General features: G+C 64.5%; 13 protein-coding genes. 6 read left to right on the top strand and 7 right to left on the bottom strand.

The window, feature by feature from the left end; translation table 11 throughout:
* Nucleotides 1-7 precede the first annotated feature (7 nt).
* From JQ621_RS28595 to hpaR, 6 genes are all read right to left on the bottom strand, one after another.
* Nucleotides 8-3,277: a transglutaminase family protein gene (locus tag JQ621_RS28595; RefSeq protein WP_212239715.1), complete on the bottom strand. Its 3,270-nt coding sequence runs from the start codon at nt 3,275-3,277 to the stop codon at nt 8-10.
* 248 nt (nt 3,278-3,525) lie between these two features.
* Nucleotides 3,526-4,830 (bottom strand): methyl-accepting chemotaxis protein, encoded by a 1,305-nt coding sequence (locus tag JQ621_RS28590; RefSeq protein ID WP_212239712.1) that lies wholly within the window; start codon nt 4,828-4,830, stop codon nt 3,526-3,528.
* Nucleotides 4,808-5,329 (bottom strand): PAS domain-containing protein, encoded by a 522-nt coding sequence (locus JQ621_RS28585; protein WP_212239702.1) that lies wholly within the window; start codon nt 5,327-5,329, stop codon nt 4,808-4,810. Before JQ621_RS28585 ends, JQ621_RS28590 begins: the two co-directional genes overlap by 23 nt.
* A 178-nt stretch (nt 5,330-5,507) precedes the next feature.
* Nucleotides 5,508-7,031 carry a UxaA family hydrolase gene (locus tag JQ621_RS28580; RefSeq protein WP_212239700.1) on the bottom strand — a complete coding sequence of 508 codons (1,524 nt, stop codon included), beginning with the start codon at nt 7,029-7,031 and terminating at the stop codon, nt 5,508-5,510.
* Between the two features lie 96 nt (nt 7,032-7,127).
* Nucleotides 7,128-7,943, bottom strand: coding sequence for an HpcH/HpaI aldolase family protein (locus tag JQ621_RS28575; protein ID WP_249125636.1), 816 nt, complete (start codon nt 7,941-7,943; stop codon nt 7,128-7,130).
* A 129-nt stretch (nt 7,944-8,072) separates the two neighbouring features.
* Complete coding sequence (gene hpaR, locus JQ621_RS28570; RefSeq protein ID WP_212239698.1) at nt 8,073-8,591, bottom strand: homoprotocatechuate degradation operon regulator HpaR; 519 nt, start codon at nt 8,589-8,591, stop codon at nt 8,073-8,075.
* A gap of 125 nt (nt 8,592-8,716) precedes the next feature.
* On the opposite strand from hpaR, the gene hpaH reads away from it, so the two are divergent.
* The 6 genes from hpaH (at nt 8,717) to JQ621_RS28540 (ending at nt 15,269) form a co-directional block, all read left to right on the top strand.
* Nucleotides 8,717-9,523: a 2-oxo-hept-4-ene-1,7-dioate hydratase gene (hpaH, locus tag JQ621_RS28565; RefSeq protein WP_212239697.1), complete on the top strand. Its 807-nt coding sequence runs from the start codon at nt 8,717-8,719 to the stop codon at nt 9,521-9,523.
* A 34-nt stretch (nt 9,524-9,557) separates the two neighbouring features.
* A complete protein-coding gene (locus JQ621_RS28560; protein ID WP_212239694.1) occupies nt 9,558-9,956 on the top strand; it encodes a 5-carboxymethyl-2-hydroxymuconate Delta-isomerase in 399 nt (132 codons plus the stop codon).
* The gene (gene hpaE / locus JQ621_RS28555) at nt 9,949-11,487 is read left to right on the top strand and encodes a 5-carboxymethyl-2-hydroxymuconate semialdehyde dehydrogenase (RefSeq protein WP_212239692.1); all 1,539 of its coding nucleotides are present in this window, start codon (nt 9,949-9,951) and stop codon (nt 11,485-11,487) included. The genes JQ621_RS28560 and hpaE overlap by 8 nt, the downstream gene beginning before the upstream one ends.
* A 105-nt stretch (nt 11,488-11,592) precedes the next feature.
* A complete protein-coding gene (gene hpaD, locus JQ621_RS28550) occupies nt 11,593-12,576 on the top strand; it encodes a 3,4-dihydroxyphenylacetate 2,3-dioxygenase (RefSeq protein ID WP_212239689.1) in 984 nt (327 codons plus the stop codon).
* Between the two features lie 170 nt (nt 12,577-12,746).
* Nucleotides 12,747-13,616, top strand: a complete 870-nt coding sequence (locus JQ621_RS28545; RefSeq protein ID WP_212239686.1) for a fumarylacetoacetate hydrolase family protein — start codon at nt 12,747-12,749, stop codon at nt 13,614-13,616.
* Between the two features lie 27 nt (nt 13,617-13,643).
* Nucleotides 13,644-15,269: a thiamine pyrophosphate-dependent enzyme gene (locus JQ621_RS28540; protein WP_212239684.1), complete on the top strand. Its 1,626-nt coding sequence runs from the start codon at nt 13,644-13,646 to the stop codon at nt 15,267-15,269.
* A gap of 3 nt (nt 15,270-15,272) precedes the next feature.
* Here JQ621_RS28540 and alkB read toward each other — a convergent pair whose 3' ends face one another.
* Nucleotides 15,273-15,926, bottom strand: a complete 654-nt coding sequence (alkB, locus tag JQ621_RS28535) for a DNA oxidative demethylase AlkB (RefSeq protein WP_212239682.1) — start codon at nt 15,924-15,926, stop codon at nt 15,273-15,275.
* Nucleotides 15,927-15,933: the final 7 nt, after the last annotated feature.

Here is a 15,933-nt window from a genome sequence, read left to right as displayed (position 1 = left end):
ATCTTACTCATTGCAGGAGCGGTGTCCGCAAGTCGAGGGTCAGCGGGAATTCATTTGTGCGTTCCTCGGGCGGCGGCTGCATTGGCCCCGGCGTATGGCCGTGGTCCTGGAAGCGCGCCAGCCGCCGCGCCTCGGCCTCGTAGGTGTTGACCGGCTTGGTTTCGTAGTTGCGGCCGCCGGGATGAGCGACGTGATAAACGCAGCCGCCGATCGAGCGGCCGTTCCAGGTGTCGATCAGGTCGAACGTCAGCGGCGCGTGGACCGGGATGGTCGGATGCAGGCCGGAGGCCGGCTGCCAGGCCTTGAAGCGGACCCCGGCCACGGCCTCGCCCGAGCGGCCGGTCGAGGTCATCGGCAGGCGACGGCCGTTGCAGGCGATGACGTGGCGGCCCTCGATGAAGCCATCGGCCTTGACCTGGAGGCGCTCCACGGAGGAATCGACATAGCGCACGGTGCCGCCGGCCGAGCCTTCCTCGCCGAGCACGTGCCACGGCTCCAGCGCCTGCCGCAGCTCCATCGTCACGCCGCCATGGTGGACGCGGCCAAAGGCGGGGAAACGGAATTCGAGCTGGGCCAGATACCATTCCGGCTCGAACGCATAGCCGGAGCTTTTCAGCTCGGAGAGCACGTCCTGGAAATCCTCCCAGATGAAATGCGGCAGCATGAAGCGGTCATGCAGCGCCGTGCCCCAACGCACGAACTTGCCTTGCTGGGGCTCGCGCCAGAATTTTGCGATCAGCGCGCGGATCAGGAGCTGCTGCGCCAGCGACATGCGCGGATCCGGCGGCATTTCGAGGGCGCGGAATTCGACGAGGCCGAGCCGGCCGGTGGGCCCGTCAGGCGAATAGAGCTTGTCGATGCAGATCTCGGAGCGATGGGTGTTGCCGGTGATGTCGACGAGCAGATGCCGGAACAAGCGGTCCACCAGCCACAACGGCGCCTGGTAGCCCGGGGGCGGCACGTGCGAGAGCGCGATCTCGAGCTCGTAAATGCTGTCGTGCCGCGCTTCGTCGATGCGCGGCGCCTGGCTGGTCGGGCCAATGAAAAGGCCGGAGAAGAAATAGGACAGCGATGGATGCCGCTGCCAGTACAGCACGAGGCTCTTGAGCAGATCGGGCCGGCGCAGGAACGGCGAATCCTGCGGGCTCGAGCCGCCGATCACGACGTGATTGCCGCCGCCAGTGCCGGTGTGACGTCCATCGAGCAGAAACCTGTTAGCGCCGAGACGAACCTTGCCGGCGTCCTCATAGAGACCCGAGGTGATCTCGACCGCATCGCGCCAGCTCTGCGCCGGCTGGATGTTGACCTCGATCACGCCGGGATCGGGCGTCACCTTGATGACCTCGATGCGCGGATCGAACGGCGGCGCGTAGCCCTCGACATGGACCTGAAGCTGCATCTCCTCGGCGGTGGCTTCCAGCGCGGCGACCAGCTCGAGATAATCCTCGATACGCTCGACCGGCGGCATGAAGGCGCAGATCACGCCATCGCGGACTTCGACCGACAGCGCAGTGCGGACCGGGACGGAGGTATTGAGCTTCTCGGGCGCGACCCGCTCCGGCGATTTCGGCCGCTCCGGAAGCGTGAACACCGGCAGCTTGCCGCGCGGCTCCATCGGGTCCTGCTCGACGATGTAGGGATATTGATTGGGCGGCACGTAACCGAGCGAGCCGAGCGGCAGGCGCAGGCCGAGCGGTGAATCGCCCGGCGACAGGAACAGATGACCGCGCCGGAGCTGCCAGCGTTCGCTGCGCCAGCGCGGCGGCGCGTTCCAGCGCTGCACCGGCAGCACAAAGCCGCGCGGCGCGCGCAGGCCCTGATTGAACACCCGCGCCATGCGTGCGCGCGCCTCCGGATCGGACAATTGCGAGTTGGAGGGATCGACGTTGATCGGAAGCTCGGCTTCCTTCTGCAGCCAGTAGACCGTGTCCTCATAGGCCGGGATGATGTAGCCGGGATCGAGCCCGAGCCGGGCCGCCGTGCCCTCCATGAAATCCTCGGCGTCCTCGGTCTGGGCGGGCCTGGGATTTTCGATTTTTGCGATGAGGTCGGCATTTTTCCAGATCGGCACGCCGTCCTTGCGCCAGTACAGGCCGAAGGCCCAGCGCGGCAGGCTCTCGCCCGGATACCATTTGCCCTGGCCGTAATGCAGGAGGCCGCCCGGCGCGAAGCGATTGCGCAGGCGGCGGATCAACTCGTCGCCAAGCGCGCGCTTGGTCGGACCGACGGCTTCCGTATTCCATTCCGGCGCTTCGAGATCATCGACCGAGACGAAGGTCGGCTCGCCGCCCATGGTCAGCCGCACGTCCTGCGCGGATAGATCGCCGTCGACCTGCTCGCCAAGTTCGTTGAGCCGCGCCCAGGAGTCGTCGGAGAACGGTTTTGTGATGCGCGGCGCCTCGCGGATGCGCTTCACGCTCATGTCGAAGGCGAACTCGACCTCGGCGAAGCCGGCGCCGCCCGAGATCGGAGCGGCCGAGCGATAATGCGGCGTGGCGGCGACCGGGATATGCCCCTCGCCCGCCAGCATGCCCGAGGTCGCATCGAAGCCGATCCAGCCGGCGCCCGGGAGATAAACCTCGGCCCAGGCGTGCAGATCGGTGAAGTCATTCTCGACCTCAGGCGGGCCCTCGATCGGATCGATGTCGGGGCGGATCTGGATCAGGTAGCCAGAGACGAAGCGCGCGGCGAGCCCGAGATGGCGGAAGGTCTGGATCAGGAGCCAGGCGGAATCGCGGCACGAGCCGGCGCAGGAGGTGAGCGTTTCCTCCGGCGTCTGCACGCCGGGCTCCATGCGGATGATGTAGCTGATCTTCTTCTGCAGCTCGCGATTGAGATCGACCAGGAAGTTGACCGTGTTTGGTGCCTCGCGCGGGATCGACGCGAGATATTTTGCGAATGCGGTATCCGGCTTGATGGTCTCGAGATACGGCGCCAGCTCGGTCTTGAGATCCTTGGTATACTCGAATGGAAAGCTGTCGGCGTAGGGCTCGACGAAGAAGTCGAACGGATTCACGGTCGTCATCTGCGCCGTGAAATCGACCTCGAATTTCAGCTCGGTGGTCTTCTCCGGGAAGACGTAGCGGGCAAGCCAGTTGCCCTGCGGGTCCTGCTGCCAGTTCACGAAGTGATTGGATGGCGTGACCTTGAGCGAATAGCTCAGGATCGGCGTGCGCGTATGTGGCGCCGGCCGCAGGCGGATGGTCTGCGGGCCAAGATCGATCGGGCGGTCGTATTTGTAATGCGTGACGTGGTGTAATGCGACGTAGATCGACACGGGGTACGGTGCTCCAGCAGCTTTTTTGAGCAGAACACCTGACGTCAATGCGATCAAGCACTAACAACGGGCAGACCGTGCCTATGCAAGGTGCGGGTCGACCGAGAGCAATCGCTTGAGCCGCGAAAGTTTGGTGCTCAGCTGCCCGTCATGGCCGGGCTTGTCCCGGCCATCCACGACCTTGCCGCGGCACGAAGAACGTGGATGCCCGGGACAAGCCCGGGCATGACGACTTCTTGTGGACGGAGTTAAGCAGCCGAGGTCAGCCGCTGCAGGAACTGCGTCACCTCGCGCCTGAGCGTCTCGACCTCGCCATGGACGCGCTCGGAGGCGCTGTTGACCCGGCTGGCGACGCGGCCCGTATCGGCGGCAGCTTCGCTGATGCCGGTGACGTTGGAAGAGACCTGCAAGGTGCCAGCCGAGGCTTCCTGGACGTTGCGGGCGATCTCGCGGGTGGCGAGGCCCTGCTGCTCGATCGAAGTTGCGATCGAGGCGGTGATGCCGTCGATCTCGCTGATGGTCTGCGCGATCGCCTCGACGGCCGCGACCGAATTTGTGGTCGACTGCTGCATCTCGCCGACCTTGGCGCTGATCTCCTCGGTCGCCTTGGCGGTCTGGTTGGCCAGGCTCTTGACTTCGGAGGCTACGACCGCAAAACCTCGGCCGGCCTCGCCTGCCCGCGCCGCCTCGATGGTGGCGTTGAGCGCCAGCAGATTGGTCTGCGAGGCGATCTCGCTGATCAGCTTGACCACGTCGCCGATCCGCAGCGCCGCATCCGCAAGCGTGCGAATTTCGCTGCCGGCGCGGTTGGCCTCGGTCACCGCGCGGCCCGTGCTCGCGGTCGAGCCGGTGACCTGGCGGCCGATTTCGGCGATCGATGAAGCGAGTTGCTCGGCGGCGCTGGCGACGGTCGCGACGTTGCGCGAGGCCTGATCGGAGGCGCTGAGCACACCTGACGTTTGCTGGCTGGTCTTCTCGGCTGCAGCCGCCATCCGGCCGGCATCGGTTTCGAGATCGGTGGCTGCCCCCATCAGCGTGCCGGCGACGCCGTCAAGATGCGTGCCGAACTGCCGGGCGAGATCGGCGATCTCGACCACGCGGCGGCCGAGGCTGTCGGTGCCGGAATTGATGACCGTGGCGGAGCGGCGGAACGAGCCGGGCAGACCGCGCGCGAGAATCTTGCGAAAATACTTGCCGCGGCTGGCATAGTCCATCGAGGCCGAGGCCTCGCGCTGGAATGCATCGGTGATGTCGAGCATGTCGTTGACCGATTTCTGGATCGAGCCGATCCGGCCGGCCTGGCGAACGCTCAGGATACGCGCTTCCAGATCGCCATGCGATGCCTTGCGGCAGACATCGGCGACCTCATCGACCACCATTGCCGTGCGATGCTGGCACCAGACGGCGTAGGCGAGCAGCGCGACCGTCACGCCCAGCAATGCCGCAGCGGAAAGGCCGGTCACGCCGAGAAGCGAAAGCGCGAACGCAACGACAGCAAGAGCAAGCGCGAGCGCGGTCGCTCCCTGCGCCTTAGATAGAGAGCACAAATTCATCGTAACCCACACCCTGTTGCTTTAGCAGTCCGACCATCGCATCGAAGCTTGCATGCATGCCGTCCTTGGCATTGGCGTGCCGCGCCTCTTCGGCGCACAGCGTCTTGTAGATCGGCTTGATGCGTTCGATCTGGAGGGGATCCGGCTTGCGACGGTTGGAGTGATAGCCGACGATGTTGCCGCGCTCGTCGAAGGTCGGCGTGACGTGGGCGAACACCCAGTAATGGCTGCCGTCCTTCGCCAGATTGACGACATAGGCGAAGATCTCCTGCTTGGACTGCAGCGTGTCCCACAGCAGCTTGAAGACGGCGCGCGGCATATCGGGATGGCGGATCAGGCTGTGGGGCGCACCCATCAGTTCCGCATAGGTATATTTGGCCATGCGCACGAAGACGTCGTTGGCGTAGGTGATGCGGCCCTTCAGATCGGTCTTCGATACGATCAGTTCCTCCTCGCCGAGGAAACTCTCAACGCCGGTCGGCCGTATCGCGCGCGTCATCTCATCCAATCCTTGGCCAAGGCGAACGCCTCGTAGAAATGGAGTCCGCATCGACTCAAGAATTACGGCAGAAAATATTAATCAGGCGTGAGCACCGGGACCCGCGCGATCAAATGACGCCTCCGTATCACTACTTAGGAAGGCGCCAGCGCCGTGGTCTGATACCGCCGACATGAGATTACATCGTTGCGCCGAGCACCCAGGGCGCGAACTCGGCGCCGCCGAAATCGAAGCTCTCGCTCTTGGTCGGCTGGCCGGATGCGGTCTTGAGGATGAGATCGAAGATGCGTTCGCCGCACTGCTGAACGCTTTCCTCGCCTTCGAGGATGGTGCCGCAATTGACGTCCATGTCGTCTTCCATGCGCTTGTACATGGGCGTGTTGGTTGCGAGCTTGATCGAGGGGGCGGGCTTGCAGCCGAACACGCTGCCACGACCGGTGGTAAAGCAGACGAGATTGGCGCCGCCCGCGACCTGGCCGGTCGCGGCGACCGGATCATAGCCGGGCGTATCCATGAACACGAAGCCGCGCTTGGTCACCGGCTCGGCATAACGCAAGACCTCGACGAGATTGGTGGTGCCGGCCTTCGCCATCGCACCAAGGGACTTCTCGAGGATGGTGGTGAGGCCGCCGGCCTTGTTGCCGGGGCTTGGATTGGCGTTCATCTCGGCGCCTTCGCGCGTCGTGTACTCGTCCCACCAGCGCATGAGATCGACCAGCTTCTCGCCGACCTCGCGACTGACGGCGCGGCGCGTCAAGAGATGCTCGGCGCCGTAGGTCTCCGGCGTCTCCGACAGGATCACGGTGCCACCGTGACGGACGATCAGGTCGCTGGCCGCGCCCAGCGCCGGATTGGCCGACACGCCGGAATAGCCGTCCGAGCCGCCACACTGCAGCGCCACGATCAGTTCGCTCGCGGGAACGCTCTCGCGCTTGACCTTGTTGGCGTCGGCAAGGGCCTCGCGCACGAAGGCGATGCCGGCTTCCACGGTCTTCCGGGTGCCGCCAACCTCCTGGATGTCCATGGCCCGCAGCCGGCCCGCGAGCTTCTGCTCTTCCATCAGGCCGCCGATCTGGTTCACCTCGCAGCCGAGGCCCAGCACGATCACGTGAGAGAAGTTCACGTGGCGCGCATAGCCGCCGAGCGTGCGGCGAAGCAGCGCCAGCGGCTCGTTCTGCGTCATGCCGCAGCCGGTCTTGTGGGTCAGCGCGACGACGCCGTCGACATTGGGGAATTCGGCCAGCGGATTGTCGCCGGTGAAGGGATTCTTCTTGAAGACGTCAGCGACAAGGCTGGCCACATGCGCGCTGCAATTCACCGAGGTGAGGATGCCGATATAGTTGCGCGTGGCGACGCGGCCGTCCGGGCGACGGATGCCCTCGAACGTCGCCGGCAGATCGAAGTTCGGCGTCGGCTTGACGTCGGCGCAATAGGCGTAGTCCTTGGCGAAATCGCCCATGCCGATGTTCTGCACGTGCACGTGCTGGCCCGGCGATATGCCCTGGGTCGCAAAGCCGATGATCTGGCCGTAGCGGACGACAGGCTCGCCCACCGCGATCGGCTTGATCGCAACCTTGTGGCCGGAGGGAATGCGCTCGACCGTGGTCACGCCGTCGGCCACCACCGTCCCCGGCGGCAGGCTGGCGCGCGCAATCAGCACGCCATCATCGGGATGCAGGCGGATGACGGGGCTGATGGTCATGGAAGGTCTCCTTGGGAGGCGAGTGGCAAATGGTGAGTAGCGAATGGAAAAGGGAGCAGCGCTATTCGCTACTCCCTATTCGCCATTCGCCTGAGATCAGGCCTTGCCGCCCGAATCCTTGCGGGTCGCGTTGACCTGCATCTTGGCGTAGGTCGTCATCATGCCGACCTCGTTCGAGAGCGTCACCAGCTTGAAGCCCATGTTGATGGCACGCGCCGCGCCTTCGGCGCCGCTGCAATGAATACCGGGGTTGAGACCGCGCTTGCCGCATTCCTTGATGATCTTGTCGTAGATCGCGAGGATCTCGGGCTCGGAGCGATCGAGCTTGGGCTCGAGGCCGTAGGAGAAGCCGAGGTCGGACGGACCGATATAAACGCCGTCGATGCCCTCGACATCGAGGATCGCTTCCATGTTCTCGACCGCCGTCTTGGTCTCCATCATCGGCAGCAGGATGGTGTCGGCATTCGCGGTCTTCTGATACGAGCCGGCGGTGCCGTACATGCCGGCGCGGATCGGCCCGTTGGAACGGACGCCCTGCGGCGGATATTTGGAATAGGAGACGAGGTTCCTGGCTTCCTGCGCCGTGTTGACCATCGGGCAGATCACGCCATAGGCGCCGCCATCGAGCACCTTGCCGATGATGCCGGGCTCGTTCCAGGGCACGCGGACCATCGGGACGACCGGGTGCTTGTCCATGGCCTGGAAGCACTGCACCATCGACTGATAGTCCTGCACGCCATGCTGGATATCGACGGTGACGCTGTCGAAGCCGCACTGCGCGATCATCTCAGCCGAGAAGCCGGAGGGAATGGCCAGCCACGCGTTGACCACGGCCTTGCCCGACTTCCAGATTTCCTTGACCTTGTTCGCCACGTTGCCTTCCTTCTTTTTTGCCTGGATCTTCGCCACCATGACGAGCGCCGCAACAGCGCGATCCTGCCTTCCGATGCCGATTTTGGACGGATCAGCTTGGGCGGCACTTTGAGCTAAAAAACGCGGCAATGTCCATGGCTGTTGCCGCGCCCATGCGCATATCTGCTTTCACTCCTCGGCATTTGCCTCATCGCCGGCGCCAAGCCCTGCGAGGCTCCGCTCGAGCTCGCCCAGCATCTCCTGCAGCTCGGCCAGCTTGCGCGCGCCGAAACGCTGCGTGATCTCGGCATAAATTGCTTCCGACGACGGCGCGACCGCCGCCATCAGCTTCACCCCCTCTTTCGAGATCGACACCATGCTGCGGCGCTGGTCCGTCTTCGCCGTCTTGCGATCGATCAAATTGCGCGCCTCGAGATCGCGCAGGATGCGCGACAGGCTCGGGCCGAGGAGAAATGCCGTGCGCGCGAGTTCCGTGACCTCGGCGGCCTCGATCGCCGCGAGCGCGCGCAGGATGCGCCATTGCTGCTCGGTCAAGCCATGCTCGCGCAGCGATGGGCGAAATTGCCGCATCACCGCCTCGCGAGCCCTCAGCAGCGACATCGGCAGCGAGCGCGAGAAGTCGCGCATCGGCACTTGCCGCGCGGCAGCCGCGCTTGTGTTGGTCGGATCAGTGGACTTCTTGGCCATAACGCTCTTTCAAAGCCGCCCGCTCAGACCGCAAAACGTTTGCAGTGCAGCAAACCCGAATCGTGATTGACGCATTCACTTAACATGTTAAGTATCTCCCGGCACCACGATTTGGCAGTTCACCGATGCCGCTTTCGAACGACGATATCCAAGCCTGCGCGAAACGTCTGCACCAGGCGGAAAAGACCCGCGTGCAGATCCGGCAGCTCTCGCAGGACTTCCCCGACATCACCATTGCCCATGCCTACGCGATTCAGAAGGCGTGGGTCGACATCAAGATCGCCGAGGGTCGCCTCGTCAAAGGCCACAAGATCGGCCTGACCTCGAAGGCGATGCAGAGCGCGCTCAACATCGACGAGCCGGATTCCGGCGTGCTGCTCGACGACATGTTCTTCGCCGATGGCGGCCTGGTGCCGACCGAGCGCTTCATCGCAACTCGCGTCGAGGCCGAGCTCGCCTTCGTCATGAGCAAGCGGCTCGAAGGTCCCGACTGCACGCTGTTCGACGTGCTCAATGCCACCGATTTCGTCGTGCCGGCGCTGGAGATCCTGGATACGCGGATCGAGCGTGTCGATCCCCAGACCAAGGCCACGCGAAAAATCCACGACACCATCGCCGACAATGCCGCGAATGCCGGCATCGTGCTCGGCGGACGGCCGATCCGTCCGCTGGACGCGGACCTGCGCTGGATCGGTGCGTTGTGCTTCAAGAACGGCCAGCTGGAAGAGACTGGCCTTGCCGCCGGCGTGCTCAATCATCCCGCCACCGCAGTCGCCTGGCTCGCCAAAAAGATCGCGCCGCTCGGGCTTGCGCTGGAGCCCGGCCAGGTCGTGCTCGCCGGCTCTTTCATCCGTCCGATCGAGACCCGCAAGGGCGACACAATTCAAGCCGATTATGGCGCCTATGGCTCGGTCAGCTGCTACTTTGCTTAGAATGCAATAAGAAGACACAGGGAGTGAAACCGCCATGCCGCATTTCACGATCGAATATTCGGCCAATCTCGATGGCCGTCTCGACATCGGCGCCGTCTGCGAAGTCGTGCGCAAAGCTGCCGTCGAGACCGGCGTCTTCCCGCTTGGCGGCATCCGCGTTCGCGCCGTCAGGTGCGAGCACTATGCGATTGCAGACAGCCGGCACGATTACGGCTTCCTCGACATGGTGCTGCGCATCGGCGAAGGCCGCGATCTCGCCACCCGTCAGAAGGCCGGTGAGCACGTCTTCCAGGCGCTCTCGAAGCATCTCGATCCCGTCTTCGCCGCCAGCAAGTTCGCTTTGTCGTTCGACATGCAGATCAACGACAAGGACACCAGCTGGAAGCGCAACAACATCCACGACGCCCTGAAAGTGGAAGCCGCCCATGGATAAGCCGACGCCCAAAGCCGATGTGTTCCAGGCCAACCGCGACCGCGTTGCGCCGCTGCTGAAGAAGTTGAGCGCCGATGGCATCGGTCACATGATCGACGGCAAGATCGTGCCGTCGATCTCCGGCCGGACGTTCGAGACAAAGTCCCCGGTCGACGGCTCTGTGCTCGCAAGCGTCGCCCGCGGCAATGCGGAGGACATCGACGCCGCTGCGACGTCGGCTTCCCTCGCCTTCAAGTCCTGGCGTGATATGGGGCCCGCGATGCGGCGCAAGCTGCTGCATCGCGTCGCCGACGCGATCGAGGACAATGCCGAAGACATCGCCGTGCTCGAATGCATCGACACCGGCCAGGCTTATCGCTTCATGGCCAAGGCGGCGATCCGCGCGGCCGAGAATTTCCGCTTCTTCGCCGACAAGTGCGCGGAGGCCCGGGATGGCCTCAACACACCGAGCGACGAGCACTGGAATGTCTCGACGCGCGTGCCGATCGGCCCGGTCGGCGTGATCACGCCGTGGAACACGCCGTTCATGCTCTCGACGTGGAAGATCGCCCCTGCTCTCGCCGCGGGCTGCACCGTCGTGCACAAGCCGGCCGAATGGTCGCCGGTTACGGCCGCCATCTTGTCGAAGCTCGTCAAGGAGGCCGGCGTGCCCGACGGCGTGCTCAACACCGTGCACGGCTTCGGTGAGGAAGCCGGCAAGGCACTGACCGAGCATCCCGCGATCAAGGCGATCGGCTTCGTTGGCGAAAGTGCGACGGGCTCCGCGATCATGGTTCAGGGCGCGCCGACGCTGAAGCGCGTGCACTTCGAACTCGGCGGCAAGAACCCTGTGATCGTGTTCGACGATGCGGACATGGACCGCGCGCTCGATGCCGTCGTGTTCATGATCTACTCGCTCAACGGCGAACGTTGCACCTCGTCAAGCCGCCTGCTGATCCAGCAAAACATTGCCGAGAAGTTCATCGAGAAGCTGATCGCGCGCGTCAAGGCGCTGAAGGTCGGCCATCCCCTCGATCCCGCCACCGAGATCGGACCCTTGATCCACGAGCGACATCTGGCGAAAGTCTGCTCCTATTTCGACGTCGCGCGTCAAGACGGCGCCACCATCGCGGTCGGCGGCAAGGCCTATGACGGGCCGGGCGGCGGACACTATGTGGAGCCGACGCTGGTGACAGACGCGAACGGCAAGATGCGCGTGGCGCAGGAAGAGGTGTTCGGCCCCTTCCTGACCGTGCTGCCTTTCAGGGACGAGGCCGACGCAATCGAGATCGCCAACGACATCCGTTATGGCCTCACCGGCTATGTCTGGACCAACGATGTCGGGCGGGCGCTGCGCGTTGCAGACGCGCTCGAGGCCGGCATGATCTGGCTGAACTCGGAAAACGTCCGCCATCTGCCGACACCGTTCGGCGGCATGAAGGCCTCGGGCATCGGCCGCGACGGCGGCGATTACTCGTTCGACTTCTACATGGAAACCAAGCATGTCTCGCTGGCGCGCGGCACGCACAAGATTCAGAAACTGGGAATCTAGAAGCACCGTCGTTCCGGGCGCGAAGCGAACCCGGAACCTCGAGATTCCGGGTTCGGTCCTGACGGACCGCCCCGGAATGACGGGGCCCAAAGAGGGGAAACGCAAATGCCGGTACCGCAACATGTCTTCGAGCCGCCGTTCAACATCATCCGCTCCAGCCACGTCGTGCTCGAGGTCACCGACCTGAAGCTGAGCCGCGAGTTCTACGAGACCGTCGTAGGCCTGCATGTCGAGGACGCCGACGACAAGGTCGTTTACCTGCGTGCCGCCGAGGAGCATCAGCATCACTCGCTCGTGCTGCGCAAGGCGGCCGTGCCCGCCTGCAAGAGACTCGGCTTCAAGGTCGGCAATGACGGCGATCTCGACAAGGCCGCGAAATTCCTCTCCGAGAGCGGCCTCGCCTCCGCCTTCGTCGACCAGCCCTTCCAGGGCCGCACGCTGCAATTCACCGATCCGTTCGGCTTCCAGATCGAGCTCTATGCGTCGATGGACCGGCGGCCGCATCTGCTGCGCCGCTATGACCTCTACAGGGGATGCCATCCGCAGCGGCTCGACCATTTCAACGTGTTCGCCGCCGAGGTCCAGGACACCATCGACTTCTATGCACGTCTCGGCTTCCGCCTCACCGAATATGCCGAGGAGGATGGACCGAACGGACGCATCGCGGCGGCCTGGATGCATCGCAAGGGCAACGTCCACGACTTCGCCATCACCAACGGCAAGGGCCCGCGGCTGCACCATTTCGCGTATTGGACACCGACGGCGATGAACATCATCCATCTCTGCGACGTCATGGCGTCCCAGGGCTTTGTCAAGAACATCGAGCGCGGCCCCGGACGCCACGGCATTTCAAACGCGTTCTTCCTCTATGTGCGCGATCCCGACGGACATCGCCTGGAGCTCTACACCAGCGACTACTTCACCGGCGATCACGACCACGAGCCGCTGCGCTGGTCGCTGCGAGATCCGCGGCGCCAGACGTTGTGGGGCGCACCAGCGCCGCGATCCTGGTTCGAGCAGGGCTCGCCGTTCTCGGGCCAGGCCGTGCGCGACCCGAAGTTTGTGGCCGACGTGCTGGTGGCCGATTGATGCCGTTACCGGCCAGAACTCTTTCCCCGTCGCCCCGGCGAAGGCCGGGACCCATCACCGCAGGGAGACGTTTGGCCAAGACACGTTGTTCGGTACTCCTACCGGATACAATTGATAGATTTCGCGGTATGGGTCCCGGCCTTCGCCGGGACGACAGGAAAATCTCGCCAATGAAGCTCCCTCGCCTCGCCACCTATTCCATCAAGGGTGAAACCCGCTACGGCGCCGTCCTCGAGGGCGGCATCGTCGATCTCTCCGCGCGCCACGCAAAAGACTATCCGACGCTGCGCGAGGTGATCGCCGCCGGCAAGCTCGTGAGCTTTGCCGAAGAAGCCGCCAGCCGCACGCCGGTTCATGCTCTCGACGAGATCACCTGGCTGCCGCCCGTGCCTGCGCCGGAGAAGATCATTTGCATCGGCGTCAACTATCCCGATCGCAACGCCGAATACAAGGACGGCCAGGAGGCGCCGAAATATCCGAGCATGTTCATGCGGAGCCCACGCTCTTTCGTCGGGCATGGCACGCCGCTGGTACGTCCGCGCGCGTCCGAGCAGCTCGACTACGAGGGCGAGATCGTACTGGTGATCGGTAAGCCCGGCCGGCACATCAAGGAAAGTACCGCGCTCGACCACATCGCAGCGCTCACGCTCTGCAACGAAGGCTCGGTGCGCGACTGGCTGCGGCACGCCAAGTTCAACGTGACGCAGGGCAAGAACTTCGATTCCAGCGGCAGCCTTGGGCCGTGGCTCGTGCCGTACATCCGGGAAGCGCAGATCGCCGACATCAGGTTGACCACGCATGTCAATGGCGAGTTGCGGCAGGACGATCGCACCAGCCGCCTGATGTTTCCGTTTCGCTATCTCATCAGCTATATCTCGACCTTCGCAACGCTCGTCCCCGGCGACGTCATCGTCACGGGTACGCCGACGGGTGCGGGTGCGCGGTTCGATCCGCCGCGCTATCTGAAGCCCGGCGACGTCATCGACGTCGCGGCCGAGGGCATCGGCACGTTGCGCAACGGTGTCGTCGACGAAGTCTGAAGACAACAATCGAAATGGAATGATGCAATGACCACCCTCACCGGCGGCGAAGCAATCGTAAGCGGGCTTGTCGCCCATGGTGTCGACACCGTGTTCGGCCTGCCCGGCGCGCAGGTCTACGGCCTGTTCGACGCCTTCCACCAGGCCCAGCTCAAGGTGATCGGTGCACGGCACGAGCAGGCCTGCGGTTACATGGCTTTCGGCTATGCGCGCTCCAGCGGCAAGCCCGGCGTGTTCAGCGTGGTGCCCGGCCCCGGCGTGCTCAACGCCAGCGCGGCGCTGCTGACCGCGTTCGGCTGCAACGAGCCGGTGCTGTGCGTCACCGGCCAGGTGCCGACGCAGTTTCTCGGCAGGGGCCGCGGTCATCTGCACGAGATGCCGGACCAGCTCGCGACCTTGCGCACCTATGTGAAATGGGCCGATCGAATCGAACATCCCGGCAATGCACCGACCACCGTCGCGCGCGCTTTCCAGGAGATGATGTCGGGACGACCTGGTCCTGCCTCGGTCGAAATGCCCTGGGACATCTTTACGCAGCGCGCCGACACCGCCGCCGCACAGGTGCTGGAGCCCCTGCCCGCGCCGCGGCCTGACCCTGATTTGATCAAGCAGGCCGCGGCGCTGATCAAGAACAGCAGGGCACCGATGATCTTCGTCGGCAGCGGTGCGATCGACGCACGTGACGAAATCCTCGAACTCGCCGAGATGATCGATGCGCCAGTCGTCGCCTTCCGCAGCGGCCGCGGCATCGTCTCCAATGCGCACGAGCTTGGCCTCACCATGGCCGCCGCCTACAAGCTGTGGGCCAAGACCGATCTGATGATCGGCATCGGCACGCGGCTGGAGCTGCCGACGATGTCGCGCTGGCCGTACCAGCCCGACGGTCTCAAGAGCATCCGCATCGACATCGATCCGGTCGAGATGCGGCGCTATCCCCCGAACACGGCGATTGTCGCAGATGCCAAAGCCGCGACCGCGGATCTTGCCGCCGCCGTCAGCAAGGCCGGCTACAGCAAGACCGCTGGCCGTCGCGCCGCGATCCGAGACGCCACCGCGACTGCGCAGCAGGAGATCCAGCGCATCCAGCCGCAGATGGCGTATCTGAACATCTTGCGCGAGGTGCTGCCGGCGAACGCGATCGTCACCGATGAACTGTCGCAGTTCGGCTTTGCCTCCTGGTACGGCTTTCCGATCTATGAGCCACGCACCTTCATCACCTCAGGCTATCAGGGCACGCTCGGCTCGGGCTTCCCGACCGCGCTGGGCGCCAAGGTCGCCAATCCCGACAAGCCGGTGGTGGCGATCACCGGCGATGGCGGCTTCATGTTCGGCGTGCAGGAGCTTGCCACCGCGGTGCAGTTCAACATCGGCGTGGTGACGCTGGTGTTCAACAACAACGCCTATGGCAATGTCCGCCGCGACCAGCGCGAACGCTTCGACGGCCGCGTGGTGGCGTCCGACCTCGTCAATCCCGACTTCGTCAAGCTGGCAGAATCCTTCGGCGTCGCCTCTGCGCGCGTCACGGCGCCGGACCAGTTCAAGGCGGCGATGGAGAAGGCGCTTAGCCACGGCGGGCCGTATCTGATCTCGGTGGAAGTGACCAGGGATTCCGAAGTCAGCCCTTGGGCGTTCATCCATCCGCCGAAGCCTTAGGCATCAACGGGTCCGGCGAAAGGTCAGATTGATCCTGATGCGGCCGAGCAGCGCATGCTCGCCATCGGCGAGCGGCGCGACGCCGTGATAAGCAAGGCGCGACGGGCCACCCCACACGACGACGTCGCCATGGACCAGCCGGAAGCGGCGCGGCTTGTCGCCGCGCGCGAGGCCGCCGAACAGGAAGGTCGCGGGCAGTCCAAGTGAGACCGAAACAATCGGCGCCGAATAATCCAGCTCGTCCTTGTCCTGATGCAGCGACAGCCGCGTGCCGGGCTCGTAGCGGTTGACGAGGCAGGCATCCGGCGCGAAGTTCCGGAAGCCGCCATGCTCCGCCGCGCGGCGGGCGAGATCGCGCAGCACTGGCGGCATCGCGGGCCACGGATCCCCGATTCGCGGATCGATGGGATCGTAGCGATACCCGGTGTGATCGGTGATCCAGCCGCGCTCGCCGCAATTGGTCATGGCGACCGACATCTGGTGGCCGCCAGGCGTCGTCATCCGGCGGAACGGCGATTGCGCCACGATGGCGCGCACGGCGTGGATCAGCTCGCTCTCGATCGGCCTGACGAAACCGCGCAGCAGCACGGCGCCGTCGGCGATCTCCTCGCGCGACGGCTGCGCCTCTGCAACGCTATCGAACAGATCAGCCGTCAACGCCTGC

The organism is Bradyrhizobium manausense, from assembly GCF_018129685.1.
Lineage (GTDB): Bacteria > Pseudomonadota > Alphaproteobacteria > Rhizobiales > Xanthobacteraceae > Bradyrhizobium > Bradyrhizobium manausense_D.
The sequence above is the reverse complement of the archived record's forward strand: the minus strand, read 5'-3'. Positions and strand labels throughout refer to the sequence as shown.

Excerpts from the sequence above, each read along its gene's own strand:
- JQ621_RS28590 (WP_212239712.1), bottom strand. The coding sequence starts at position 4,830 with ATGAATTTGTGCTCTCTATCTAAGGCGCAGGGAGCGACCGCGCTCGCG.
- JQ621_RS28585 (WP_212239702.1), bottom strand. The coding sequence starts at position 5,329 with ATGACGCGCGCGATACGGCCGACCGGCGTTGAGAGTTTCCTCGGCGAG.
- JQ621_RS28580 (WP_212239700.1), bottom strand. The coding sequence starts at position 7,031 with ATGACCATCAGCCCCGTCATCCGCCTGCATCCCGATGATGGCGTGCTG.
- JQ621_RS28575 (WP_249125636.1), bottom strand. The coding sequence starts at position 7,943 with ATGGTGGCGAAGATCCAGGCAAAAAAGAAGGAAGGCAACGTGGCGAAC.
- hpaR (WP_212239698.1), bottom strand. The coding sequence starts at position 8,591 with ATGGCCAAGAAGTCCACTGATCCGACCAACACAAGCGCGGCTGCCGCG.
- hpaH (WP_212239697.1), top strand. The coding sequence starts at position 8,717 with ATGCCGCTTTCGAACGACGATATCCAAGCCTGCGCGAAACGTCTGCAC.
- JQ621_RS28560 (WP_212239694.1), top strand. The coding sequence starts at position 9,558 with ATGCCGCATTTCACGATCGAATATTCGGCCAATCTCGATGGCCGTCTC.
- hpaE (WP_212239692.1), top strand. The coding sequence starts at position 9,949 with ATGGATAAGCCGACGCCCAAAGCCGATGTGTTCCAGGCCAACCGCGAC.
- hpaD (WP_212239689.1), top strand. The coding sequence starts at position 11,593 with ATGCCGGTACCGCAACATGTCTTCGAGCCGCCGTTCAACATCATCCGC.
- JQ621_RS28545 (WP_212239686.1), top strand. The coding sequence starts at position 12,747 with ATGAAGCTCCCTCGCCTCGCCACCTATTCCATCAAGGGTGAAACCCGC.
- JQ621_RS28540 (WP_212239684.1), top strand. The coding sequence starts at position 13,644 with ATGACCACCCTCACCGGCGGCGAAGCAATCGTAAGCGGGCTTGTCGCC.